Origin of the sequence: Alicyclobacillus macrosporangiidus CPP55 (assembly GCF_000702485.1) — a bacterium.
GTDB lineage: Bacteria > Bacillota > Bacilli > Alicyclobacillales > Alicyclobacillaceae > Alicyclobacillus_H > Alicyclobacillus_H macrosporangiidus_B.
The window spans coordinates 330,443-355,275 of sequence record NZ_JNIL01000001.1 but is presented as its reverse complement, the minus strand read 5'-3'; the positions used below and the strand labels follow the sequence as shown (position 1 = coordinate 355,275).

General features: G+C 65.2%; 31 protein-coding genes. 1 reads left to right on the top strand and 30 read right to left on the bottom strand.

Annotation, left to right across the window (positions count from 1 at the left end):
* Positions 1-59: 59 nt before the first annotated feature.
* The 17 genes from N687_RS21885 to spoIIAA all read right to left on the bottom strand — a co-directional run bounded on the left by N687_RS21885 (position 60) and on the right by spoIIAA (position 10,757).
* Positions 60-554 carry a YhcN/YlaJ family sporulation lipoprotein gene (locus N687_RS21885; protein ID WP_051662868.1) on the bottom strand — a complete coding sequence of 165 codons (495 nt, stop codon included), beginning with the start codon at positions 552-554 and terminating at the stop codon, positions 60-62.
* 60 nt (positions 555-614) lie between these two features.
* On the bottom strand, positions 615-1,436 hold the full coding sequence (locus tag N687_RS0101910) for a pseudouridine synthase (protein ID WP_081841072.1): 822 nt from the start codon (positions 1,434-1,436) through the stop codon (positions 615-617).
* A 76-nt stretch (positions 1,437-1,512) separates the two neighbouring features.
* Positions 1,513-2,067: a spore maturation protein gene (locus N687_RS0101905; RefSeq protein WP_029420252.1), complete on the bottom strand. Its 555-nt coding sequence runs from the start codon at positions 2,065-2,067 to the stop codon at positions 1,513-1,515.
* Positions 2,067-2,657, bottom strand: coding sequence for a nucleoside recognition domain-containing protein (locus N687_RS0101900; RefSeq protein ID WP_029420251.1), 591 nt, complete (start codon positions 2,655-2,657; stop codon positions 2,067-2,069). Before N687_RS0101900 ends, N687_RS0101905 begins: the two co-directional genes overlap by 1 nt.
* Positions 2,658-2,788: 131 nt before the next feature.
* A complete protein-coding gene (gene ytfJ / locus N687_RS0101895) occupies positions 2,789-3,232 on the bottom strand; it encodes a GerW family sporulation protein (RefSeq protein ID WP_029420250.1) in 444 nt (147 codons plus the stop codon).
* The gene (locus tag N687_RS23635) at positions 3,150-3,875 is read right to left on the bottom strand and encodes a DUF2953 domain-containing protein (protein WP_156040006.1); all 726 of its coding nucleotides are present in this window, start codon (positions 3,873-3,875) and stop codon (positions 3,150-3,152) included. The genes ytfJ and N687_RS23635 overlap by 83 nt, the downstream gene beginning before the upstream one ends.
* Before the next feature lie 101 nt (positions 3,876-3,976).
* Positions 3,977-4,546, bottom strand: coding sequence for an SMC-Scp complex subunit ScpB (gene scpB / locus N687_RS0101890; protein ID WP_035462016.1), 570 nt, complete (start codon positions 4,544-4,546; stop codon positions 3,977-3,979).
* Positions 4,543-5,277, bottom strand: a complete 735-nt coding sequence (locus N687_RS0101885) for a segregation and condensation protein A (RefSeq protein ID WP_029420248.1) — start codon at positions 5,275-5,277, stop codon at positions 4,543-4,545. Before N687_RS0101885 ends, scpB begins: the two co-directional genes overlap by 4 nt.
* 17 nt (positions 5,278-5,294) lie before the next feature.
* On the bottom strand, positions 5,295-5,945 hold the full coding sequence (locus N687_RS0101880) for a site-2 protease family protein (protein WP_156040005.1): 651 nt from the start codon (positions 5,943-5,945) through the stop codon (positions 5,295-5,297).
* A gap of 96 nt (positions 5,946-6,041) precedes the next feature.
* Entirely contained in the window at positions 6,042-6,857 is an 816-nt protein-coding gene (locus N687_RS21880; protein WP_051662867.1) for a spermidine synthase, read from the bottom strand.
* A 111-nt stretch (positions 6,858-6,968) separates the two neighbouring features.
* A complete protein-coding gene (locus N687_RS24315; protein WP_197029186.1) occupies positions 6,969-7,112 on the bottom strand; it encodes a hypothetical protein in 144 nt (47 codons plus the stop codon).
* Between the two features lie 122 nt (positions 7,113-7,234).
* The gene (gene spoVAE / locus N687_RS0101865) at positions 7,235-7,585 is read right to left on the bottom strand and encodes a stage V sporulation protein AE (protein WP_029420245.1); all 351 of its coding nucleotides are present in this window, start codon (positions 7,583-7,585) and stop codon (positions 7,235-7,237) included.
* An 18-nt stretch (positions 7,586-7,603) separates the two neighbouring features.
* The gene (gene spoVAD, locus N687_RS0101860) at positions 7,604-8,614 is read right to left on the bottom strand and encodes a stage V sporulation protein AD (protein WP_029420244.1); all 1,011 of its coding nucleotides are present in this window, start codon (positions 8,612-8,614) and stop codon (positions 7,604-7,606) included.
* A 28-nt stretch (positions 8,615-8,642) separates the two neighbouring features.
* The gene (gene spoVAC / locus N687_RS0101855; RefSeq protein WP_035462013.1) at positions 8,643-9,128 is read right to left on the bottom strand and encodes a stage V sporulation protein AC; all 486 of its coding nucleotides are present in this window, start codon (positions 9,126-9,128) and stop codon (positions 8,643-8,645) included.
* 42 nt (positions 9,129-9,170) lie between these two features.
* Entirely contained in the window at positions 9,171-9,926 is a 756-nt protein-coding gene (sigF, locus tag N687_RS0101850; protein WP_051662866.1) for an RNA polymerase sporulation sigma factor SigF, read from the bottom strand.
* 15 nt (positions 9,927-9,941) lie between these two features.
* Complete coding sequence (spoIIAB, locus tag N687_RS0101845) at positions 9,942-10,364, bottom strand: anti-sigma F factor (RefSeq protein WP_029420241.1); 423 nt, start codon at positions 10,362-10,364, stop codon at positions 9,942-9,944.
* A gap of 48 nt (positions 10,365-10,412) precedes the next feature.
* A complete protein-coding gene (gene spoIIAA / locus N687_RS0101840; protein WP_035462011.1) occupies positions 10,413-10,757 on the bottom strand; it encodes an anti-sigma F factor antagonist in 345 nt (114 codons plus the stop codon).
* Positions 10,758-10,949: 192 nt separating this feature from the next.
* Between spoIIAA and N687_RS0101835 the strand changes: the two genes are divergently transcribed.
* The gene (locus N687_RS0101835) at positions 10,950-12,239 is read left to right on the top strand and encodes a tetratricopeptide repeat protein (protein ID WP_029420239.1); all 1,290 of its coding nucleotides are present in this window, start codon (positions 10,950-10,952) and stop codon (positions 12,237-12,239) included.
* Positions 12,240-12,320: 81 nt separating this feature from the next.
* Here the strand turns inward: N687_RS0101835 and N687_RS0101830 are convergent, their stop codons facing one another.
* The 13 genes from N687_RS0101830 to N687_RS0101770 all read right to left on the bottom strand — a co-directional run bounded on the left by N687_RS0101830 (position 12,321) and on the right by N687_RS0101770 (position 24,702).
* On the bottom strand, positions 12,321-13,601 hold the full coding sequence (locus N687_RS0101830) for a D-alanyl-D-alanine carboxypeptidase family protein (protein ID WP_081841069.1): 1,281 nt from the start codon (positions 13,599-13,601) through the stop codon (positions 12,321-12,323).
* Positions 13,602-13,874: 273 nt separating this feature from the next.
* Complete coding sequence (locus N687_RS0101825; RefSeq protein ID WP_029420237.1) at positions 13,875-14,069, bottom strand: DUF1540 domain-containing protein; 195 nt, start codon at positions 14,067-14,069, stop codon at positions 13,875-13,877.
* Positions 14,070-14,141: 72 nt separating this feature from the next.
* The gene (locus N687_RS0101820; RefSeq protein WP_035462008.1) at positions 14,142-15,338 is read right to left on the bottom strand and encodes a phosphopentomutase; all 1,197 of its coding nucleotides are present in this window, start codon (positions 15,336-15,338) and stop codon (positions 14,142-14,144) included.
* A gap of 94 nt (positions 15,339-15,432) precedes the next feature.
* The gene (xerD, locus tag N687_RS0101815; protein ID WP_029420235.1) at positions 15,433-16,323 is read right to left on the bottom strand and encodes a site-specific tyrosine recombinase XerD; all 891 of its coding nucleotides are present in this window, start codon (positions 16,321-16,323) and stop codon (positions 15,433-15,435) included.
* 85 nt (positions 16,324-16,408) lie between these two features.
* Complete coding sequence (locus N687_RS0101810; protein ID WP_156040004.1) at positions 16,409-16,642, bottom strand: hypothetical protein; 234 nt, start codon at positions 16,640-16,642, stop codon at positions 16,409-16,411.
* Positions 16,643-16,672: 30 nt separating this feature from the next.
* Positions 16,673-16,999 carry an RNHCP domain-containing protein gene (locus N687_RS0101805; protein ID WP_419670112.1) on the bottom strand — a complete coding sequence of 109 codons (327 nt, stop codon included), beginning with the start codon at positions 16,997-16,999 and terminating at the stop codon, positions 16,673-16,675.
* Between the two features lie 32 nt (positions 17,000-17,031).
* Positions 17,032-17,700, bottom strand: a complete 669-nt coding sequence (gene spoIIM, locus N687_RS0101800; RefSeq protein WP_051662865.1) for a stage II sporulation protein M — start codon at positions 17,698-17,700, stop codon at positions 17,032-17,034.
* A 61-nt stretch (positions 17,701-17,761) separates the two neighbouring features.
* Complete coding sequence (locus N687_RS0101795) at positions 17,762-18,922, bottom strand: endonuclease Q family protein (protein WP_029420231.1); 1,161 nt, start codon at positions 18,920-18,922, stop codon at positions 17,762-17,764.
* Positions 18,919-19,470: an NUDIX hydrolase gene (locus tag N687_RS0101790; RefSeq protein WP_029420230.1), complete on the bottom strand. Its 552-nt coding sequence runs from the start codon at positions 19,468-19,470 to the stop codon at positions 18,919-18,921. Before N687_RS0101790 ends, N687_RS0101795 begins: the two co-directional genes overlap by 4 nt.
* Before the next feature lie 55 nt (positions 19,471-19,525).
* Positions 19,526-20,635, bottom strand: coding sequence for a M20/M25/M40 family metallo-hydrolase (locus N687_RS0101785; protein WP_029420229.1), 1,110 nt, complete (start codon positions 20,633-20,635; stop codon positions 19,526-19,528).
* The gene (locus N687_RS0101780) at positions 20,632-22,173 is read right to left on the bottom strand and encodes an acyl-CoA carboxylase subunit beta (protein WP_029420228.1); all 1,542 of its coding nucleotides are present in this window, start codon (positions 22,171-22,173) and stop codon (positions 20,632-20,634) included. Before N687_RS0101780 ends, N687_RS0101785 begins: the two co-directional genes overlap by 4 nt.
* Positions 22,170-23,009: a methylmalonyl-CoA epimerase gene (mce, locus tag N687_RS0101775; protein ID WP_029420227.1), complete on the bottom strand. Its 840-nt coding sequence runs from the start codon at positions 23,007-23,009 to the stop codon at positions 22,170-22,172. Before mce ends, N687_RS0101780 begins: the two co-directional genes overlap by 4 nt.
* A gap of 31 nt (positions 23,010-23,040) precedes the next feature.
* Entirely contained in the window at positions 23,041-24,702 is a 1,662-nt protein-coding gene (locus tag N687_RS0101770) for an acyl-CoA mutase large subunit family protein (protein WP_029420226.1), read from the bottom strand.
* Positions 24,703-24,833 lie beyond the last annotated feature (131 nt).

Sequence of the window (24,833 nt, the reverse complement as noted above, 5' to 3'; positions counted from 1 at the left end):
TGCACGCGGCGCACAAGCATACGACCGACAGTCCTATCCACCATCGAGCGCCTCGCATGTTATCTCACATCCGGCCACACGCGCTCCACGATGGAGCGGAAATTGCTCCACACCGCGTCCACTGGACGCCCGGCCGACAGTTGGCGTGCGAAGTCCTGAAAATGATGGTAGACGTCCGGATTGGCACTCACCATGACCCAGCGAAGTCCAGGGTGGACGGCCTTGGCCGCCGAGATGATGGCCTGTTTCTTCTGTTCCGCGAGCCCGGCCTGGGTGCCTCCGGCCAGCTCCACGCCGATGTACGCCGTATCCCCCGCCACCAGGACAGCCGCCTGGCGGACCCCCGGGACGCGCGCCACCCGGTCCGCCACCTTCTGATCGACCTGCAGCCGGGAATCCGAGGCCATTCGCGTGCGCGCCGTGAGATTCGTCGTGCGCATCGCATCCGCCGCCGTTCCGGTGCCCCGGTTCACTGCCTGCCACGGCCCTGTACACCCCGTACAAAGGGCGATGATCAAGGCCATGGTCCCCAGATGCGTCAACCCACGTCGCATGACACCACGCTCCCTTCCCGAGTAGGGTTTGCGGAGCGCGGAAAGTTCATGCATCGCTGGTCAGCTCTTCCGACCTTTGCGCGATTCCGGTTTCCGTCGCAACGTCCGGGGACGATCCCGCCGGTCCGCGGCGTCCGTCTCCTCTCCGGGGTAAGGGGGGACCGGGAGATCGACCGACGTGTACAACGCCTGCCACTCCTCAGGCGTCAGCATCCGCCACCGGCCTGGAGGCAGATCCCCCAACGCCAGCGGACCGAAGGAGACCCGCTTGAGCCGCTTCACGGGGCACCCGATGGCCTCCATCATGCGCCGCACCTGCCGGTGGCGACCCTCGTGAATGGTGATCTCGAGCACCGACTCCAGAGGATGTTGGCGGAGCACCTTGACCTGCGCAGGTTGCGCCGGCCCGTCCTCGAGCTCGATACCGCGGCGAAGGCGCTGCAGCCCTTCCTTTTCCGGTATCCCCAGCACGGTGACCCGGTACGTCTTGTCCACGTGATGCGATGGATGCAACAGGCGGTACGTCAGGTCCCCGTCGTTGGAGAGCAGGAGAAGTCCGCTCGAATCGTAGTCCAGACGCCCCACCGGGTACAGCCGCACCCCCACGTCGGCGACCAAGTCCATGACGGTCCGCCGGCCCTGGGGATCGCGCACCGTCGTCACGTATGAGGTGGGCTTGTGGAGCATCACGCACACCGGGCGCTCCAGGGAGACCACCCGCCCATCGACCGCGATCTGCTGACGCTGGGGATTAACCTTCGTGCCGAGTTCCGTGACCACCACGCCATCGACGGTCACCCGGCCTTCCCGAATCAACGTTTCACACTGGCGCCTGGACGCCACGCCAGCCCGTGCCAACACCTTTTGCAATCGCTCTTCCATCCCCACGGCTCCTGTCCTCGTCCTCGTCAGTGACCGCGCCCATTATACCCCGGACATCCTGGAGCGACAAATCCGGTCATGAGCCAGGCATCGGCCCGAGCAAGATCCGTACGGCGATCACGCTGCCGATGACGCTCGCCAGATCCGCCAGCAAGCCCACCTTCAACGCGTAGCGGATGTTCTTGATGCCCACGCTGCCGAAGTACACCGTGATGACGTACAGCGTGGTGTCAGACGCGGCCTGCAGGGTCGAAGCCAACTGCCCGACCCAGGAGTCTGGGCCGAAACGCGGATCTTGAAAGATATCTTTCATAAAGGCGAGGGATCCGGTGCTGCTGATCGGGCGCAGCAGCGCCATCGGCACCACCTCCGGCGGAAGGTGCAGCCAGTGTGCCGCTGGCGCCAATGCTCGGACCACCAGGTCCATCGCCCCTGAGGCGCTGAACACCTGTACCGCCACCATCATGGCGACCAGGTGCGGAATCAAGCGGATGGATGTGCCAAACCCCGCCTTCGCCCCCTCCACGAACGCGTTGTAAATGGGGACCCGGCGGGCGTAGCCCGTCACCAACACCGCCGCGACCAACACGGGCAACAACCACGTCGAGAGGGTGGACAGGACCTGCTGCATCACGCCCGCCCCCGCTTGGACCAAGCCCGGAACAGGCGATCGAGGACGATGGCCGCGACGGTCCCGATGCAGGTCGCGAACAGCGTCGTGCCGACGATGGACGTCGGATCGGCCGAGTGACTCTGCATGCGCACCGCGATCACGGTGGTCGGAATGAGCGTGATGCTCGCGGTGTTGATCGCCAACAGCGTGCACATGGCGTCGCTGGCCGTCTCCTTGTCCTCGTTGAGCGTCTGCAGCTCCTGCATCGCCTTGAGACCCAGCGGCGTGGCGGCATTGCCGAGGCCGAGGATGTTGGCGGCCATGTTCGACAGGATGGAGCCCATCGCGGGGTGATCCGGCGGCACCGAGGGATAAAGAAAGCGCCCCACCGGCCGCAGCCAATTCGTCAGCGCCCGGACCAGTCCGGCCAACTCTGCGATCCGCATCAGCCCCAACCACAGCGAGATCATGCTGATCAACGCGATCGCCAGGGCCACGCCCGACTCCGCCCCGCCCAGCACCGCCTGGGCGACTGCCTGCATCCGCCCGGTGAACGCCGCCGTGACGATCCCGGACAAAAACAGCATCAGCCAGATGAGATCAATCAAGCCGACACCCCCCACAGTCCCTCTCTGCAGGATATGTCGGCTCTTGTCCGCTTAGGACAACCGGCTCCATCCGGCCGTGCGCCAGGCGGCGCGTGCGGTCGGCCGGACGCCGCCCGCCGCCGGCCGGGACGTCACATCGGTTTATCCGCGAGTTGCGTGGTGGACGAGCGTTGCCTGACGGAATCCCCTTTCAACAGGGCTTGGATCTTCTCGACGACCACGGGGGCCATATCGATCAGGCGATCGTACAACTGATTTTGGTTATCGGTCGACAACAGGCGGACACCGCCCGTCTTGCTGACGATCAGAAATCCGATGGGGTTGATGGACACGCCGCCGCCCGACCCGCCCCCGAACGGAAAGCCGCCGTTGCCACCCCCGTTGCCCGATTTCGCTTCTGTATCCGCCTGGAACTCGCTGCCACCTGCGGCGAATCCAAAGCCCACCCGACTGACCGGGAGGATCACGGTGCCATCCGGCGTCTCGACCGGGTCACCGATGATGGTGTTGACGTCGACCATCCCGCGAATGTTCTCCATGGCCGTCTTCATGAGACCTTGAATTGGGTGTTCCATGCGTCTGTCTCCTCCTCCATGCCCGTGCCACACCGATGCCGCCCAGGATAGCATAACCGGCTCGAATCCAGACTATACAGCGGAACCGGGACTGGAACGACGCCCGCTCGAAGTCCGGATCGATCCGGACGTCTCCCGGCGCCGCCATCCGGGTATGGGACGCCAGCCACCCGACGAGCGTTCCCACCAGCGCCCACGCAGCGCCGCACGCCATCCCGGTGCCAGGGGCGTCCCCTGTGCCGATGCGCATCCGCCACGACAGCTCCTCCACATGCGTGCGGCGGAGGATGAACCCGATTTCACGGAGGATGGCGCGCAGGACCCGGCTCCAGCGGTCCCAATTCTGGAAGACGTGCATCACCTCTGCGCGGGTGAGGACGGTGGACTCGTGTCCCCAGCCGTCCACCGCGGGCCGTTGGTGTCGGAATCGGAGGGCAGGGCCGTCTTCCGTCAAGGGCGTGTCGATCGCGGTCAGTTTTCGCTCAAACCCGATCAGCCCGAACAACGTGCGGACGGACAGCCACGCGTCCGTGTCCGACTGCTGCTGCGTCCATTCGACGGTGATGCGGACGGGCTGCCACAGGCCCAAGGCCACCAGCGCCCCCACCGCGGCGATTGCGATGACAGCCCACAAGATCAACAAAACCGTCCCACCTCTTCTTGGAACGGTTCTAGCATTCCCCGGAACCTCCGCTGTATTCTGCCCGCTGGGCGCCACTCCCCAGGCGAATGTGGATCGGGGGCTCAGTCGCGGGGCCAGACCGGCGGTTTTTGAAAGAGCGACAACGCCTCCGGATCCTCAGGCTCCGGCGGCAGAGGCGGCAGATCGTCGAGACTGCGCAATCCGAACGCCTGCAAAAACGTCTGCGTCGTCCCGTACAAAATCGGCCGGCCGGGTGCGTCCTGGCGGCCGACTTCGGCAATGAGCTGGCGGTGGACCAGCGTGTGGATGGCGCGATCCGACTGAACGCCGCGCACCATTTCGATCTCCGCGCGGGAGATGGGCTGCCGGTACGCGACAATGGCCAACACCTCGAGGGCCGCTGGGCTGAGGTGGGTGGACATCGGGGACGCCGCCATCCGCCGGAGGTACACGGCGTGCTCCGGGCGCGTCAGCAACTGCCAGGAACCACCGAGCTGCGCCACCTGTAATCCACTCCCCCGCTGGTCGTACGCCTCCTGAAGCGCCTCGCACAGAGACCGGCACTCGTGGACGGGGAGCTGCAGGATCTCGGCGAGCTCTTCGTCGGTGACCCCTTCACTCCCCGCTGCGAAAAGAATCGCTTCCAAAGCCCCCAACATGGGCAAGATCATATCTCGTCCCCTTCCTGCAAAACCACCACGATGTCGCCGAGCGGCTCCGACTGCCAACACCGGACAGCCCCTTCCTTGACGAGCTCCAACAGGGCCAGGAACGCGGCCACCAGGTGCCGGCGGGAAGGTACCCCCCCAAACAGCTGAAGGAACGTGACCTCTTTGTAGAGGCGAAGCTTGTCCAAGAGGCGGTCCATCTCCTCTTCGACGGAGATCACCGTGCCTTCGATGGTCGCCACACGGCGTTCTTTTGGGATTCGCTGCACCAGACGCCGGTAAGCGTCCACCAGCTGCCACAGGCTGACACCCGTCAGCGGAGGCGGTTCCTGAGGAGCAAACGGCCCCAGGTCCAAAGGCGGCCGTGCGTACACTTGGCTTTGCAGAAGGTGGCGTTCCCGGAGTTGTTCGGCCGCCCACTTGCAGCGCTGATATTCCAGCAGCTGGCGAACCAGTTCAGCCCGCGGATCTTCCCCCTCTTCCTCCGGCTCGTCCGCCCGGGTCGGACGCGGGAGCAGCATGCGGCTTTTAATCGCCAACAGAGTGGCCGCCATGACGAGAAACTCGCTGGCGATCTCCAGCGACAGCTCTTCCATGGCATGGAGATAGGCCAAGTATTGATCGGTGATGGTGGCGATGGGAATGTCGTGGATGTTGATCTCCTGTGTCTGAATGAGATGGAGCAACAGATCCAACGGTCCGGTGAACGTGTCGAGCACAACTTCCAGGGTCACGGACACCCCTCCCGGCGTCAGACCATCCACGGCGCCAAGGCCAACCACGACGCCACCCAATTGAGGGCCGTGGCGAAGAGCGGCAAAAAGACATGGTTGCGCAGGGGCGGGATCAAGACAAACAGAAACAGGATGAATGGGCCGTACAGCTCCAGGCGGCTGTACTGGTACTCCAGCCGGGGCGGCAGCAAGCTGGCCACGATGCGCGAACCGTCCAACGGCGGGATCGGGATCAGGTTAAACACGAACAGAGACACGTTGACGATGAATCCCCACCGCAACAGTTGCAGCAGAAAATCGTTGACACTGGCGCCGAACGACGTCGGCGGTGGCACAAAGCGCAGCAGCGTCACGCAGAGGGCCGCCAGGATCAGGTTCGCCACAGGGCCGGCCGCCGCCACAAACATCAGGGAACGGCGGGGATGCCGAAAATTCGCCCCGTTCACCGGCACGGGCTTGGCCCACCCGATGGGGGCGAACAGAATCATGATAAGCCCCAGCGGTTCCAGGTGCGCCACCGGATTGAGCGTCACGCGTCCCGCGATGCGAGCCGTCCGGTCCCCGAGCCGATCCGCGGTCCAGGCGTGCGCAAACTCGTGCACGGTCAAACTTAAGACAACTGCCAAAAATTGAAATATAAACACCGGGCTGATGATATTCTGCAGCAAACCGTCCGCTCCTTTGTGAGCAGCCATGCGGGTGCTTCTGCACCGTGCCGCTCGTCGCCCCTATTATAGCACACGGCAGGGCGGGAAACGGTCGATTCAGCGGCTTGGATCTGCGTCGGCGTCCCGGGCGGAATCGGCGCTCATGCGGCGCAACCGCATCGGCCACAACGCGCGCTCCCACGGCGACAGCCAGAGGCTCGTCCGCATCGCCGTCCGCCAACGGGCCACCGAATCGTCGCCATCGCACAGCACCCACAGCATGTTCTGCTCCACAAACGCTGGCGCGGAACCTACGGGAAGCACCCACACAGCGGGAAAACGGCTGGCCGCCGCACGGGCAAACGCCCTCAACGCGTGCGAGACCGGAAGACGGCCGATGATGTTGCACACGGCCACGCCACCCGGCCGGAGGATCTGATGAAGCCGATCGGCGAAGGATGGCGCCAGGACGCGTTCATCGACCGCACGAGCCTGGTATACGTCGACGAACACGAGGTCATAGACGCGATCACAGTGATCGCAAAAGACGACGGCGTCGTGCACATAGTACCGGGCCTGTCCTGGCTCAGGCGCGCCAAAGTAGTGCAAGGCCAGCTCAATCACCGCTTGGTCGATGTCCACGCCGTCCAACCGGCACGCGGGATGAAGTTGCCCGACCGTGTGCATGGCCGTCCCGGTGCCCACGCCGAGCGACAGGAACGCCTCAGGTGCGGGCAAGCTCTCCGCCAGCGATGCGAAGGCGCGCTGGTAGGCGAATACGGGACGCTGGAACCCGCCTCCACAGCGCACGGCGCCCTGCCAACCCCCGGACGATCCGAAGCGCAGATACCGGACGTCCCCGCGTTGGCGCACCTGAATGTTCGAATGCACCACCCCGGACGTCTCATACAACAACTGGTCTGGGTTCACCATCTGGGAGACCTTTCCGTGTGGAGTACCGCAAGGCGGCTCATTTTCAGTATACCGGACGCCGCCCGCCGCCGCGAGTCACGGTCCTACGGGCGGCGAAGCCACCAGAGCAGGTTACGCCGCAGGCGCAGCGGCCGGTACTCGTCCCGGCCAAATCCGGCTCAGCCGGGGCAACAGCGGTCGGACAAAACCGATGATGGCCTGAAACCATCCGACGTAACGGAACAGGCGAGGCAACCAGAACAACATGTGCAGCACCTCAACCACCTCACTCCCGTGTTCGGGAAGACACCCCCGTCCTGCACGTTATGCCCGGGCACCCTCAGGCGTCCGGGCGCCTGCCCGGCTCGTGTACTCAGCCACAGGAAGGCGCACCGCCATCACCCCTTGGGGCGGGCGAAGACCGAGGCGAGGAAGGCGAACACGATAGCGGCCGACACCCCGGCGCTGGTGACTTCGAAGATGCCGGTGATGATCCCGATGAGCCCGTGGCGCTCCGCTTCCGCCAACGCCCCGTGCACCAGCGCGTTGCCGAAGCTCGTGATGGGCACGGTCGCACCGGCGCCCGCGAACCGGATCAGCGGATCGTACAGACCGAGTCCGTCCAGGATGGCACCTGCGACGACCAGGACGACCATGACGTGCCCCGGGGTCAGTTTGGACACGTCCATGATGACCTGCCCGATGGCACAGATGATGCCCCCGACGACGAACGCCCACACAAATGTCATCCATCCACCTGCCATTCGTCACCCATCCTTTCTCTCCAACACGACTGCGTGACTGACCGCCGGAATGGTGTCCTGTTGTTGCGAACTGACCAGAGAGAGCAGCGCACCCGTGGCAGCGACCAGGATCCGTTTCCATTCGCCAGATTCGAGTTTTTTGACGAAGTGGCCGAACATGACCAAACTGCTGCACGCCGCCCCGCTTCCACCGGCGAACACCTCCGGCTGATCGGGAGCGTAGATGAGCATGCCGCAGTCGAGCAGGCGGTCCCCGGGCTCCACGCCCTGCTGCTCCAACAGATCCCGCAGGATGGCGTGGCCGACCCGCCCCAGATCCCCTGTCGCGATGGCATCGAACTCGTAGATCTTGCGCCCAGTGTCGCGCAGGTGTGCCAAGATGGTCGAAGCTGCCGCCGGGGCCATCGCGGCGCCGTACTCCCATGGGCTTGTGACACCGTAATCGACCACGCGCCCGATGGTCGCCGCCGTGATCGCCACGCTTCCACGCGTCCCGATCAACGCGGCGCCCGCTCCGGTCACCGTCCGCTGTGCGGTGGGCGGCTTCTGTGCGCCGTACTCCGTGGGGAACCGGAATTGCCGCTCGGCCGTCGACGTGTGGCTGGACGTGCCAGCCAGGACCCGCTGCGCGAACCCGGCTTCGACGGATGCCGCGGCAAGCGCCATCGCCGCCGTCGACGACGCGCAGGCGCTGTACAGGCCGATCTTGGGGATGTCAAACTCCCGCGTCCCGTAGTGAAAGGATGTCACTTGGGCATTTAGATCCGACCCGAAAAACAGGTCGACGTCCTGAGGAGTGATCCCCGCTTTCTGAAACAGGATCTGAACCACTTCCCGGAACAGGCCCTGTTCGGCGTGCTCCCACGTGTCCGCACCACACCAATCGTCCTCCTTTCGCACGTCGAAGCACGCCCCCAACGGGCCCTCGCCTTCCAACTTTCCCGCCACGGTCGCCACCTGCTCGATGCGCGGTTCGCTCGGAAACAGCCATGTCTGTTGGCCGATTTTAGGCATGCCCCTCCTCCTCCTTCACCGATGCGTCCTACAGGTGCATCACGACATACCGAACCAGTGAGACGAAGAATGCGGACACCACGCCGTACACAATCACGGGTCCCGCCAACTTGAACATGTTGCCACCGACACCGGGCACCCACCCCTCGCTGCGGCACTCGATGGCGGCGGACGCCATCGTGTTGGCGAATCCGGTAACGGGCACTGCGGAACCCGCACCTGCCCACTGGGCGAACTTGTCGTACACGCCCAACGCCGTCGCGATGACGGACAGAAGGATCATCACCGCTACCGTCGGGTTTGACGCATCCTGCGGACTGAATCCGGCAAACCGGACGAAGAGGGTCTGTACCACCTGGCCGAGGACACAGACGCCGCCGCCGACAAAAAACGCCCGGATGGTGTTGCGGATGATGGGCCGCGGCGGCGTGTGCCGTTCCACGATCTGTTGGTAACTGACGTGGCGGCCCTTCGACTGAACGGCCACGCACCCCACCTCCCCAAAGTCAGACATCGCCTGTAGTGTTGCCTCGGAAGGGGGGCCGTACTCGCACCATCAGGACAGCTGGTTTCGAATGGCGTTGAGAATGCGTTTCTCCAAGCGTGACACCTGCACCTGCGAGATGCCCAGCACGCGTGCCACATCCGCCTGGGTCTTGTCCTTAAAGAAGCGCAGGTAGACAATCAGCCGCTCCCGCTCCGGAAGCTTACCCAACACCTCGTGCAACGCAATTTTGTCAAACCACTCCCCCTGCTCCTCATCCGCGATCTGGTCCATGAGATAGATGGGGTCACCGTCATTCTCATAGACCGTCTCGTGGATGGACGCCGGTGTGCGCAACGCCTCTTGGGCGAACACCACTTCCGACGGCTCGATGCCGAGCTCCTGCGCGATCTCGGTGATGTGCGGCTGCCGTCCCAGCCGCTTGGCCAACTCGTCCCGCACCCGGCGGATCTGTTTGGCGGTCTCCTTCAGGCTCCGGCTCACCTTCACCGTGCTGTCGTCGCGCAAGAACCGTTGGATCTCGCCGATGATCATCGGGACCGCGTATGTGGAGAACTTGACGTCGTAGGAAAGATCGAATTTGTCGATCGCCTTGAGCAAGCCGATGCACCCGATCTGAAACAGGTCGTCGGGCTCATACCCGCGGCCGAGAAATCGCTGCACCACCGCCCACACCAGCCGTTGGTTGCCGAGCACCAATTGGTCCCTGGCTTCGCTGTCTCCGGCTTGGCTGCGCGCAATCAGGTCGCGGATCTCCTCGTCTGTGGGCTTGTGCCCCCGGTCATCCAACCCCTTCGCGTAATCCATCGCGGGCCGCTCCATTCACTGGCAGTCTGGGTCGCGGCGGATGATTTTGCGCATGCGTACGCGGGTTCCGCGGCCGGGCGTAGAATCGATAACCAGTTCGTCGACGAAGTTCTCCATAATGGTGATCCCCATACCGGACCGCTCCAGCTCAGGCCGGGAAGTGTACAGGGGTTGGCGGGCCAACTCGATGTCCTCGATGCCGACGCCGTCGTCTTCCACCACGACTTCCACCGCCCCCCCGTGGATGGCGCAGGAGATGCGGATCTCGCCGAGTGTGTCCTCATACCCGTGGATGATGGCATTCGTCACCGCTTCAGATACCGCGGTCTTCAGTTCAGTAATTTGTTCCAGTGTCGGGTCCAACTCTGCGACAAAGGCTGCCACGGCCACCCGAGCAAGCGATTCATTCTCGGAGCGGCTTGGAAATTGCATACGCATGTAGTTCTTCTGGAGCACAGCGTTGCGTAGCGGCTTTTCCACGGCGGATCAGCCCTCCTTCACGGCGCGGATGGCGCCGTCTTCACTGTCGTACACCGGCAGGATCTTCAACAGACCGGACATCTCGAAGATGCGCCGAAGCGGCGCGCTGATCTCGCAGATGGCCATCCGTCCGCCACGCTGGGAGAGGGTCCTGTACCTCCCGAGAATTAACCCCAGCCCGGAGCTGTCCATGAATTCGATCCCGCGGAACGACAACACCAATCCGCGATAATGCGTCTCCTCGAGAGCGGCCTCAATCTGGTCGCGAATCGATTCGACGGCATGGTGATCCAAGTCTCCCCGCAAACGCACCACCAGAATGCCGTCTTTCACGTTCGTCTCGATGCTCATTCGCAACGCTCCTTTCGCCGGCAACCGGCAGAGCAGATAGTACGCTAGGAGTTTTCCGGTCGGGATCGGAAAATCCTGCAGGCTGACAAAACTCGTGTGGATCTTACGTCCTTCGACATATGGTCAGAGTTTCCGCAATTCCGAACCTGTAGTAGAATGCACGTAGAATCCGCTTTGAGAGGAGGGCTGGCGATGGCTTCGCTCGGGCAAAAACTGCGTGCTCTGCGCAAGGAGCGCCGCATGACACAACAGGAATTGTGTGCTGGACTGGTCACCTCAAGCATGATCAGCCAAATCGAATCCGACCGAGTCGCCCCCTCACCCCAGCTGCTGGAGGAGTTGGCACGGCGGCTGGGTGTGCAACCGTCGTACTTCGCCGAAGATTTCACGCAACACACTGATCTCGCGCAGACATACCGGAAAGCTCGTAGTCTCTTGGAGACCCAGCACTACGACGCCGCGCTTCCGCTCTTGTTGGAGGTCATTCGGCATCCGCATCATCTGGTGCGGGACGAGGTGCTCTACGGGGATTTGGCGGAGTGTTACGAGGCGCTCGAACGGTGGGACGAAGCCTGCGACGCGTACGAGCAAGTGGTACGGATCTCTTTGGAGAAGGACGACGTTCCCAGCGCCGTGCACGCCTGCTACTCGTTGGGGCATTTGTTCCGCAAACAGAACCGCCTGGCGATGGCGAGGATGTACTGGCAGCGCGCCGTTGAGCTGTTGAGCCGCCACCCTGGGATCGAGATGCCGTTGGAAGTCAAGGTCCGTGCAAATCTCGGGCGCACCCATTACCTGCTGGGAGAGCACCCCGCCGCGCTGACCCATTTGGAGAGCGCCGCACGTCTGGCGGAAGCGCGTGGCCTCAGCCTGGACTTAGCCACTATCCGGCACACCATGGGGAACGTCCTCATGGAAACCGGCCGCCACGAGGAGGCCCGGCAGGCGCTGGAGCAGGCCATGGAGCTGTACGCCCGGACCCGAAACCAAAGGGGATACAACCAGTGCTTGGTCAACCTCGGGGTGAACCTTCGACTGGCGGGAGATATCGCTGGCGCACTGTCGCACCTCGACCGGTGTGTGGAGGACCATGAACTGCAGCGGGACAGCATTCGTCTTGCAAACGCATACAGCGAGCGTGCACTGTGCCGGCTGGTCAGCGGGGATTACACGGGGGCCGAAGAGGATGCGCGGACGGCGCTCGGGTTGGACCGGTACACCAAGTCCCTGCAGTTGAGCGCGCGTGCGACTTGTGCCGCCGCCTGCCTTGCCCTGGGGCGGCCCCAGGAAGCGCGTCAGATCGCCGAACAGGCATTGGCCGGGTGGGAGGCGGACGCCGACACGGCGCAGAAGGTCCAACTGCTCAACGTGATCCGACGGGCGTACGCCGCGCTGGGCGATACGGTTCGGGCGCGGGAGGCAGCCCTGCAGCTGGCCAGCCAGCTGAAACATGCCTTCCCGCACCCGTTCCCGGACCTGTGAACGCGTGGACGGTGCGCGCTTCGCGGTGGGCGGAACGGCGCGTGAACAGAATGCATCTGACGCCTCAAGTACGGCCCAGGCTCAGCGTCCAAAGGTGACCATGCCGCGGACCGTGCGGCCCAAGGTCTCAAACAGGCCCGCCTTGCGCGCACCTGTTCCGGCGACCAGATGGCAGGACCCTACGACATCCTCACCGTCGACGACCTTCAGTTCCCCCACGACTTGTCCGGGCTTCACCGGTGCCTGCAGGTCGTCGATCGCCATCTGGGTCTGCAAGGACGGGTGCTCTCCCCGTTTGTAGATGACCCCGACGGTGTCGCTCGTCACGACCGGAATGGTCTCCGGTGTGCCGTGCAGGACGTGGACGGTAGCCACCTGCTGGCCCGCTTTGTACAGAACTTTAGACGTAAAGGTGCTGAACGACCAGTTCAACAGTTCGCTGACCTCTCGGTTGCGGACGGACGGTTTCGGAGCGCCCATGACCACTGCGATCACCCGAAACCCGTCCTTCTTCGCCGTCGCGGTCAGGCAGTATTTCGCTTCGGCAGTATATCCCGTCTTCAGCCCGTCGACGCCAGGATAAAACCGGACCAGCTTGTTGGTGTTGACCAGCCAGAACGGGTGTTCGGTGTCTTTGCGCAGATAGTCGCTGTAGACGGACGTATACTTCGTGATCCACTCGTGTTTCAACAGTTCTCGCGACATGATGGCGATGTCATGGGCTGAGCTGTAGTGATCCGGCTCGGGCAGCCCGTTGCAGTTCACGAAATGCGTGCCGTCCATCCCCAGCTCTCGCGCCCGACGGTTCATTTGGCGCACGAAAGCCTCCTCGCTGCCCGCCAGGTGTTCCGCCAGGGCGACGCAGGCGTCATTGGCCGACGCAATCGCGATCCCTTTGACGAGATCCTCGACCGTCATCGTCTCCCCTGGCTCGAGGAAGACCTGTGAACCGCCCATGCTGGCCGCGTACTCGCTGGTCTTGACTTTATCGGTCAAGCGCAGCCGTCCGCTGTCAATCGCTTCGGCCACCAACAGGAGTGTCATCACCTTGGTGATGCTCGCCATCGGCAGCTTCTCATGCGCATCCTTCTCAAACAACACTTTCCCCGTGGCGTAGTCCATCACCACCGCCGCTCTGGACTCATGTGCCAGCCCAATCCCTTCATCTTCCGCATCCGGCTGTGGCTCGCGCACCGGACGGATCTCCACGCTCGCCGCCGCAGCCGTTCCGTGCCCGGCTGCCCACGAACTCCCGCCCACCGCCGCCGGGAACGATTGCGCCCCCGCTGTCCCCGGCACCAGACAACACAACAGGGCCAACGCACCGGCCGCCGGCCATCCACGCCTCACACCACGTCCCATCTGCTCAGCCCCTTTCGATGTACGTGTTCTCCGGCGAACCTGGGGTCCGCCGATCATCCCTGGGAGTAGTGTGCGCGCCCCCCTCGGTTTCTATCAGACCGCCCGCAGATGGTGTGACGGACGTCGCCTGACGGAGGACACCCACATCGCGCGGCAGAGGACGCTCGCGACAGGAGACCGTGCGTCGCATACCCAAGCGTGTGTAAACACGTAATAAAGCGGAATGCGCGTCGGCATTCCGCTCTGCCTCCGAAAGATACCCGAACCGGTTCGTCACGCGTGGACCTGCGGCTGGCGGGCCAACTGGCCGTCGTCGAAGTCCCGGAAACGGAAGGTCCCGCACTCCGTCCCCTTCGAGGTGCCAACGATATCGTTGCCGTTGGACCGAACCTCAATTTCGTCGGCCACGCAGTCGTGACGCTCGTTGAACACGCACTCCTCGACCAGGCATCGGACACCCTTTGGCATCTGCCATCCCTCCCCCTTCACAGGATTCCGCGGGGAGGACGGACCTATGCGAACGCCGGGGACCGGGCGCCCCTAAACTGAGGAAGTCGCGTCCGCACCGAACACCTGCGCCAACACACTCCGCCCCACAGGGGGTGGATCGACCTGGAAATACTCCGCCAGCGTCGCCCCCACGTCGGCGAACGTCTCCCGGTCTCCCAATGCGACGCCCCGGCGCATGCCCGGCGTCCATAACAGGAGCGGTACCCATTCGCGCGTGTGATCGGTCCCTTCGGTCGTCGGATCGCAGCCGTGATCGGCCACAATGCACAACACCTCGCCTGGCCGGACGCGCTCCCGGATCTCCGAAAGACGAGCGTCAAATGCCTCTACGGCCCGCGCAAATCCAACCGGGTCATTGCGGTGGCCATACAGCATGTCAAAATCCACCAGGTTCACGTACACGATGCCCTCGTCCTGGCGGTCCAACTGCGCGATCAGCTTGTCGACGCCGTCCATGTTGTTTTCCGTGTGAATGGCCTCCGTGATGCCCGACCCGCCGTAGATATCGGCGATCTTGCCGATGCCGGCCACCGGGTACCCGCGGGCGGCCACTCGGTTGAGCACCGTCTCCCCGAACGTCAGTGAAAAGTCTTTCCTCCGGTGCGTCCGCTGGTAACGGCCCGGAGATCCGGTGAACGGACGCGCGATCACGCGGCCAACGGCATGCGGACCCGTGAGGATGGAGCGGGCGTAGCGGCACCAATCGTACAGCACCTCCACCGGCACAACGTCCTCGTGGGCAGCGATCTGAAACACGCTGTCCGCCGACGTGTAGACGATGGGCCGGCCGGTCCGCTCGTGCTCCGGGCCATACTGCTGGATTACCTCGGTTCCGGAGGCGGGGCGATTGCACAATGCCGGCTTCCCGACGTACCGCTCGAACGGCTCCATCACCTCGGGCGGGAATCCCTCCGGATACACAGGCAGCGGCTTGTCCAACACGACCCCGACGAACTCCCAGTGGCCGTTGGTGGTGTCCTTCCCCCAGGACTGTTCCCGCATCCGTCCAAATGCTCCAACGGGCGCTTCGCAGGGTACACCGGGGATCGCGGAGATGCACCCCAGACCCATCGCCGCCAACTGCGGCACACGCAATCCCCCGACGGCCTCGGCGATGTGGCGCAGCGTGTGGCTGTTCGCATCGCCCCGTCCGTACCGTTCCGCGTCCGGCGCCGCCCCGATGCCGACGCTGTCCAGCACAATCCATATCCACCGCTTTTTCTCCATGCCATCGCCTCCCGCAACACAAAGGGGCGCCGGTGCGCCCCATCCCCGTTCATTGTGCCCTTCGCGTCCCCGCGTCCATCCCCCGACCAATACGTCACTTCACACGGGGATGGGCGCTCAGGTACACCTCTTTTAAACGCGTCCGCGTCACGTGCGTGTAGATCTGCGTCGTCGAGATGTCCGCGTGCCCCAGCATCTCCTGAACCGCCCGCAGGTCGGCGCCGCGCTCCAGCAGATGCGTGGCGAACGAATGGCGCAGCGTGTGCGGCGTGATATCTTTCACGATGTTGGCAGAACGGGAGTGCTTTTTCAATATCTTCCAGAAGCCCTGGCGCGACATCGGCTGTCCGTGATGATTGAGAAAGAGCTCCGGCGGGTTGCTGTCCTTCAACAGCCGTACGCGGCCGAACTGCAGATAATGCAGGAGCGCCCTGCGGGCGATGTCGCCAACTGGGATGATCCGTTCCTTCGACCCCTTGCCGATGCAGCGGATGAACCCCGCACTGAGGTTGACGTCCGACACGCGGATGGACACCAGTTCACTCACCCGGATGCCGGTGGCGTACAGCAGTTCGAGCATCGCCTTGTCTCTCGCACCGCTCGGGGTCGCCACGTCCGGCGCGTCCAACAGGCGTTCCACCTCGTGCACCGTCAGGACCTTTGGCAGCCGTTTCTCCACCTTGGGCGAATCGATGTGCACCGTCGGGTCCTGGGACAGCTGGCCTTCCCGCAGCAAGAAATGATAGAACGAGCGCAGACTCGCCAGATTGCGCGATACGGTTGTCGCGGCTCGGCCCTGCGCCCGGAGATGCGCGAGGTATCCCGCGATGTGCGGCTGCCGGGCGCATTCGGGCGTGACGTGCCACGTGTCCTGCAGGTAGAGGCAGAACGCCTTCAGGTCCCGTTGATACGATTCTCGTGTGTTGGCGGACAGCCCTCTTTCCACCGCCAGGTAATCCGCAAACCGGGGAATCCACTCATTCATGTGCAAAAATCTCCTTTGACTCACCTGCGTGCCTATTCCCTATTCCACATCGTGAGCCAAAGTCCTGCCCAAGCCGTTGGTTCCATCAGCGCAACCCGTCTTCCCGCCACCAGAAGAGCACCGCCTGCCCGAGAGCCCGTGCCGCCGCGCGCATTCCCCCCGGTTCCCCTTGGCTGACGGACACGTAGGGGGCGTGCGGGGGGGCGTACGGATCGCGCGCAGGAACCCGCCCCGTCGCCTGCTGCAGCGTATACACACTGAGGGCGATGACCAATCCGCTCACCAGCCAGCCCGCCAGGCGCCACAATTTCCCCGCCACCATGGGTCCCTCCCTCGTACATGCAGGGATTCAGCCACGCCGCATCACCGCCATCAAGGCGTCGAGGGAATCGGGTTGAACCGGATCGTCCAACGCCGCGATGTTCACCGATTCGTGACCGCACCGTTCACACCGGTGGACAATCTGATAGCCTTTCTTGCTGTGGTAGGTCACGCGCACCGGCGCCATCAGTCCGCCGCAGTTCGCCGCCCGGTCACCGGGGAACACATCCAGATGCAGCGAGTACAGACAGTGCGGGCAATGGTTGCGGCAGGTGCGCGCCGCCGCCGGTACTTCGGCGCCGCAGTGGGCGCAGGTGAACGATTCGTTGCGGTGGGTGAACCGCTTCAAAGCCACGCCTCCTCGCCAGTCCAGAAATCCCGCCCTCCTCACGGGGTGAACGCTGCAGTCAGGAGAGCCGGTGCCACGTACGCCTGCACGGACGCCCCCGCCATCAGGCCGCCGAGACAGAGCAGGAACCAGGCGCTGTATTGCAGCAGAGCCATGGGGAGCCGCGGGCGCGTGTGCACCTGGCGCAGGATGTCGGCCGAGAAGCGCAGCGCCGCCACCCCCGCTCCCAACAGCGCCGTCATCGAGAGCAGTTGATGTAAGAACACGGCGATGGCGGCGACGACCAGGCCGCGCCAACCGAACTGCAGGACTGTGAATCCCACGGCAAAGCCGACGCCGAACGCGCGTAGAAAAAGGGCGATGACGATGAACGGCAGCCCGATCACCGACACCCCGAATAACCACAACAGGGCGAGCAGCTGCCCGTCCCCAATCATGCGCTGCCACCACAGTGTGTGCGCCGGGGCTAGCTGATGCTGGCCGACAGCCGTCAGCAGCTCTTGGACCGAACGCGCCAATACGGTGGTATCCGCCGCATTCAACTGCCCGGCGGTCAAACCACCGAACACCAGCCCGCACAGCACCACCGCGGTCAAAAACGTCCAGGCGCGCCAAAACGGCCGGCCGCGCGTGCACAGCCACCGCCAGCCGCTCGCCGCCCGCTCGGCCCATGGGATGCCTGCCGCTGGGATGGGGATCACGGACACGTCACTCCTCCCTGTCCAACCTATCCCCATCCCTATGCGGCCCGTCCGCCGTTCATGCCCCTCAGGCCAACACCTTCCCGTACACGCCGCCGCCGCCCGTGCGCACCTGGAGACGGCCCGAACGGGCATCGTCGATCCGCCGGGCCAGCGTCGCCCCGACCACCTCCGCCAGGGCCTCCACGGGCACGTCGTGCAGGATGGCCATCTCCGTGCCAAAGGCGGAAAACAGGCGCTCCCGCGACTTGGGGCCGAGACCGGGGACGAACTCCAGGGGGATCTGGTGGACGTAAGGCGGCCGGTGGCGAGGATGTACCGGCATCTCGCGATCCCGAACCTCGATCAGGCGGTCGAACACGCCCACTGTCCGCCGTCGCCCGCCGCAGGGGCACACCACCTGCCCGTCCGGCCACGGACGCCCGCAGGCGGCGCAGGCGGTCCGGTGGTACTTGCCGAGGGCCGGCGTCAGGCCGTAGTTCGCCGCCACGCCTCGACCGTCCCGCCGGGCCAGGGCCCGCTCCACCTCAGCAAAGCACGCCTGCGCCATCCGGAGCTCATTGTACTCGCGGGCGATCTTCTGCACCGAGTGCGCGTCCGAATCGGTGAGAAAGGTGACATCCTCCAGTTCGCTGAGGCAATCCGCCATGTCCGTGTCCGCCGACAGCCCCAACTCCAGCGCCGCGACGCCGGCGGGATCGACCATGTCCGCCATGTGCGCGACGCAGTTCCCGTACAGGCCCTTGTGCGGCGTGAACGCGTGATGGATGACGAACAGTCCGCCGCGCGCCACGACCTCGTGCTCGAGCCGGAGGGCATCCACGCTCGCGCGCTGGGAGGACAGGCTCGGATTCGTCTGCACGGTGGCGAGCCAGTGGTGGAAGTCCTGCGCCGCCGGAAGGTCCCCGAACCACGCCCCGAAGTGCGCAGCGCCGCCCGACGGCCCCGCCACCTCCACCTCAGCCCCGAGCAGGATGACGAGCCCCTGCTCCGTCACCAGCCCGCCGCCCGGTACCGGCTGCAGGCGTCCGTCGCGCACGTACGCCTCCAGCTCGGCCAGCACCGGGGTGCACACGGCGTCGATCACGGTGATCAGATGGAGCCCTTTGCGCCGCCTCGCGTGATCGAGGACTGCGTCAAGGGTGAGCGAAGGCGCGGCGGCCATCTTCACCGGCCGGCCCATCGCCCGTCCGATGTGGATGTGAAAGTCGCAAAAGTACCGGTTCACCGCTTCGCCGCTCCCGACTGCCCGAGCCACCACAAGAAGGCGACGAGGGTCTTCGCGTCCCGCAGGCGCCCTTCCGCCACCCATGCGCTCGCCTCGTCTTTCGTGACCGGGCGCAGCCGTACGAACTCATCCGCGTCCGGATGGGCGTCGCCCCGGGTGAGGCCGGTGGCGTAAAACAGGTGAACCAGTTCGTCCGCGAACCCCGGGCTGGTGAAAAAGGACGCGATCGGCGTGAGCTTGGCGGCGGTGTACCCGGTCTCTTCGGCCAACTCCCGCATGGCGCACGCCGCCGGTGCCTCCCCGGGCTCCAGTTTGCCCGCCGGGATCTCCAACAGCGTCTCCCCCGTCGCCGTCCGGTACTGTTCCACGCACAGCACCACCCCCGGCTCCGACTCCGCGAGGATGGCGACCGCGCCCGGATGCAGCACCACCTCGCGGCCGGCCTCCCGCCCGTCGGGCAGCTGCACGCGCCACGTCTCCAACTGGATCATCCGGCCGCTGAACACGCGCGTCCGTTCGAGGACCCGCTCCTGCAAAGAATTGTCCATGGTTCCTCCTTCTCCGACTGCGTTATGGGGGTTAGTTTGCAGTGCCAGACGGATGCTATGTGACCCCCTGGACGAAGGCTGAGACCGCCTGGGCGACCGCCGCCACGTCCGCGAGCCGGATGTGTTCTCCGGGCCTGTGGCTGTCCACGCAGCCGATCCCGATGTTCACCGTCGGGATGCCGAGATGACACAGCACATCTGCGTCGCTGGCGCCGTCGGCCGAAACACGCCTCGGGCGGACGCCGGCCGCTCGCAGCGCTGCCTCTGCCCGTACCAGCGCCGGGTGATGGTCTGGCAGCGTGAAGCCGTGCGACAGCCAGGAAACCGAGGCCTTCCACCCGAAATGAAACGACCGCGCGGCCGCTCGCAGCGGCCCAAACGCTTCCATCAAGGCTCGAACCGCCGCCCCCCGGGTGGCGGCGCTCACCTCGCCGCACAGGACGAGCCCGCCCGGCCCGTCCTCCGCATCCTGCGAAAAGGCGGTGGCGCGCACGCGGGGGCCTTCATCGGAAGGCGCGCCGGTGAAGCGGGCCGCAGCGGCCATGACGGCACGGCGCAGGGCCGGGGCGTCAGACGCTTCCCCGCGCCGTCGGAACGACACCTTCCAGTGCGCCAAGGCCGGGCCCTGGGTGACGACCGTGCCGAGGGGCCCGTCGCCGTCCAAAGCGAGCCCCACCTCCGCCCGGATGGCCTCGCGCCGCAGGTGCCTCGCCCCCAACAGGCCGCGCTCCTCAGCGACCGTCAGAACCACACACACATCGCCGTGCGAGCCGCCGCTGCGCACCGCAACGGCAACCCCGAAGAGGATGGCCGCCACCCCCGCCTTGTCGTCGGCGCCGAGCGGGCGCGGCAGGCGATTGCGGACGACGCCCTCCGCGTCGACGTAGGGCTGAGCCCCCGCGCACCCTTCCACCGTGTCCAAGTGCCCCGACAACAGGACGGCGGCCCGCTTCGGATCCCCCCGCCGCACCGCCAAAAGGTTGCCGCACGCCCCGCCGATGCGCTCCCCCGTGCCGTCGTCCCACACGTCAAAGCCGAGCCCCCGCAGGAACTCGGCGCATCGGCGCCAGACCGCGGCCTCCCGGAGCGGCGGGCTGTCCAGGCGCAACAGGTCCAGGAGCCATTCCGCCAATGCCCGCTCGTCGATGACCGCGTCCGCGCTCACAGCGGGATGTTCCCGTGCTTCTTCGCCGGCCGCGTCTCGTGCTTGCGCGCCAATAAGCGCAGCGCCTCGTACAGCTTGACGCGCGTCTCCCGCGGATCGATCACGTCGTCCACCATCCCCGCTCCTGCCGCCACGTACGGGTTGGCGAAGCGCTCCCGGTACTCCTGGATGCGCCGCCGGCGCGTAGCCTCCGGATCCGGGCTCTGCGCGATCTCCTTGGCGTAGATGATGTTGGCCGCCCCCTCCGGGCCCATCACCGCGATCTCCGCCCCCGGCCAGGCGTACACCAGGTCCGCCCCGATAGCCTTGCTGTTCATGGCCACGTACGCCCCTCCGTACGCCTTGCGCAGGATCACCGTCACCTTCGGCACCGTCGCCTCCGAATAAGCGTACAGCACCTTCGCCCCGTGCCGGATGATGCCCCCGTGCTCCTGTTTGACGCCGGGGATGAATCCGGTGACGTCGACGAACGTCACGAGCGGGATGTTGAACGAGTCGCAGAAGCGGATGAAACGGGCGATCTTATCCGACGAGTCGATGTCGAGCCCGCCCGCCATAAATTTGGGCTGGTTGGCGATCACGCCGGTGACGTACCCGCCGATGCGCCCGAACCCGACGACCGCGTTGCGGGCGAACGTCGGCTGCACCTCGAGAAAATCCCCGTCGTCCAACACGCGGCGGATGACGTCCTTGACATCGTACACCCGCGTGCCGTCCTCCGGCACCAGCTCCAGCAGTGCGTCGTCGGGCGCCCACACGAACGGGATCTCGCGGTGCGGCGGGCGCTCATTGCACGACGAGGGCAGGAAGCTGAGCAGCCGCCGTACCTGCGACAGGGCCTCCTCCTCGCTCGCCGCCGTGAAGTGGGCGACCCCGCTTACGCCTTCCTGGACCCGTGCCCCACCGAGGTCCTCGCTCGAGATCTTCTCGCCGGTCACCGTCTCAATCACCTTGGGGCCGGTGATGAACATCTGGCTGGTGCCTTCCACCATGAAGATGAAATCCGTGATGGCCGGCGAATACACGGCGCCTCCGGCGCACGGCCCCATGATCACGGAGATCTGCGGGATCACGCCCGAATAGACAGCGTTTCGATAGAAGATGTGGCCGTAGCCGTCGAGGGACACGACGCCCTCCTGGATGCGCGCCCCGCCCGAATCGTTGAGGCCGATGACGGGCGCACCGTTCTTGGCCGCGAGGTCCATCACGTTGACGATCTTCTGAGCGTGCACCTCGCCGAGGGCCCCGCCGTAGACGGTGAAATCCTGCGCGAACACGTAGACCGTGCGTCCGTCGATCTCCCCCCATCCGGTGACGACCCCCTCGCCGGGTGCGTCCACCGGCTGCCCGTCGTAGTGGACGCGCGTGGCCGAGAACAGGTTCAGCTCCCGGAACGTCCCCTCGTCGAGCAGTTTTTCGATCCGCTCGCGCGCGGTCAGCTTTCCCTTTTCGTGCTGCTGCAGAATGCGCCGATCGCCTCCGCCCAACTCTGCGCGGCGCCGCCGGTCCTGCAGTTCATATACCTTGTCCTCCGTCATTCCGCGGCCTCCCCCACGCGCTGGCAGTACTCCGTCAACACGCCGTGGGCCTCTTTCGGGTGGATGAACGCGATCCGCTTGCCCAGCCCGCCCGGCCGCGGCTGTTCGTCGATCAGCCGCACGCCGGCCTCCTTCAGAGCCGACAGCGCCCGGTCGATGTCTTCGACGCGGTACGCCACATGGTGCAGCCCCGGACCGCGCTTGTCGAGGAACTGCGCGATCGGGCTGTCGGGCGACGTCGGCTCGAGCAGCTCCAGATGGAGATCCCCGGCGCGGACGAACACCGCGCGCACCTTTTGATCCGGGATGATTTCGTCGTGATCGACGGTCAGGCCCAGATGACGGGTGTAAAACGGCAGCGCCTCAGCGATGCTCCGCACCGCGATGCCGATGTGATCGACCTGCTTCGCCACCGGCTCCACCGGAGGCGCGTCAGCGAGGTCGCGGAGCTTGACGTGCGCCCGGATGAAGGATGCCACGTCCTCAATCCGGGTGCCCGGCGTGAACACCATGGCGATCCCGGCGGCCTGCAAGGCCGGGATATCCGCCTCAGGGATGACGCCGCCGCCGATGACGAGGATGTCGTCCGCCTGGCGCTCCCGGAGCAGTCGCACGACTTCCGGGAACAGTTCCATGTGCGCCCCCGAGAGGCTGGACAGCCCGATACAGGCGACGTCCTCCTGGATGGCCGTCTCGACAATCTGCTCCGGCGTCTGGCGAAGCCCGGTATAGATGACCTCCATGCCCTGATCACGCAGCCCCTGGGCGATGACGAGCGCCCCGCGGTCGTGGCCATCCAAACCCGGTTTGGCGATCAACACGCGTATCTGCTGCATTGTCCTGCCCCCATCTGTCTCAGATCGCGCCTCAGAACACCGCTGGGCGGTACTCGCCAAACACCTGGCGCAAGGTGTCGCAGATCTCGCCCAAAGTGGCGTACACCCGCACCGCCTGGATGATCTTCGGCATCAGGTTGGCCGTGCCCTCGGCCGCCGCCCGGAGGTCCGCCAAGGCCTCCCGGACGGGTTCCTCCGCGCGCTCCGCCCGCAGCTTCGCCAGCCGCTCCGCCTGGACGCGGCCGATGTTCGGGTCGACGCGCAGAAGCTCCGGCTGCCGCTCCTGTTCCACGGTGAACCGGTTGACCCCGACCACCACCTGGTCGCCGCGTTCAATCGCCATCTGGGTGTCGTAGGCCGCGCGCCGGATCTCCTGCTGGATGTAGCCCTGCTCAATGGCCGCCACAGCGCCGCCCATCTGGTCGATGTACTCGATGTATGTCCACGCCGCCGCCTCGATCGCGTCGGTCAGCGCCTCCACGTAGTAGCTGCCAGCGAGCGGATCAATGGTGTCGGTGAGACCGCTTTCGTACGCGAGAATCTGCTGCGTGCGCAGCGCCAATCGGGCGGATTCCTCGGTCGGCAGCGCCAATGCCTCGTCGCGGGCATTGGTGTGCAGGCTCTGGGTGCCGCCGAGGATGGCCGCCATCGCCTGAACCGTGACCCGCACGACGTTGTTGTCCGGCTGCTGCGCCGTCAAGGTGCTTCCCGCCGTCTGCGTGTGAAAGCGCAACTGCTGGGAGCGAGGCGACTTGGCCCCGAAGCGATCGCGCATGATCTTCGCCCACATCCGCCGGGCGGCGCGGAACTTCGCGATCTCCTCGAAGAAATCGTTGTGGGCGTTGAAGAAAAACGACAGCCTCGGCGCGAACTCGTCCACCTGGAGGCCCTTCTCCAGCGCCGCCTGGACGTAGGCAATGGCGTTCGAGAGCGTGAACGCCACCTCCTGTACCGCCGTCGAACCCGCCTCCCGGATGTGATACCCGCTGATGGAGATGGTGTTCCAGTTCGGGACCTCCTTCGAGCAGAACTCGAAGATGTCCGTGATGAGCCGCATCGACGGTTTGGGCGGGAAGATGTAGGTGCCGCGGGCGGCGTACTCCTTGAGGATGTCGTTCTGGATGGTGCCGGACACCTTGTCCCACGCCACGCCCTGCCGCTCCGCGACCACCAGGTACATGGCCAGGAGGATGGACGCCGGGGCGTTGATGGTCATCGATGTCGACACCCGATCCAACGGGATGCCCTGCAACAGGGTCTCCATGTCGGCAAGCGACGAGATCGACACCCCGACCTTGCCGACCTCGCCGCGAGCCATCGGGTGGTCGGCGTCGTAGCCGATCTGCGTCGGGAGATCGAACGCCGTGCTCAATCCCGTCTGGCCTTGCTCCAACAGATAACGGAACCGCCGGTTCGTCTGTTCCGCCGAACCAAAACCGGCGTATTGGCGCATCGTCCAGTGGCGGCCCCGGTACATCGTCGGCTGGATGCCCCGCGTGTACGGGTATTCACCCGGAAAGCCGAGCTTCTCTATGTAGTCCTCCTCCGTCTTCACCCCGTCGAGGGGGGTGTACAACCGCTGGATGGGAATGTCCGATCCGTTGACAAACCGTTCCTTGCGCTCCGGACGCTTTTCCAGGGAGCGCTCCACCCGCTCCTGCCAGGCTCGCATCCGTTCCTGCAAATTCGCCATGCGCACGCCCCCCTCCATTGAATGAGCGCCAACGCCCCCCACCTCTCTATCGGCGATTCCGCCCGACGACGCCGCCCAAGATCCAGATGACGCCCATGATCACCACCGCCGCCGCGACCATGATGGTCGCC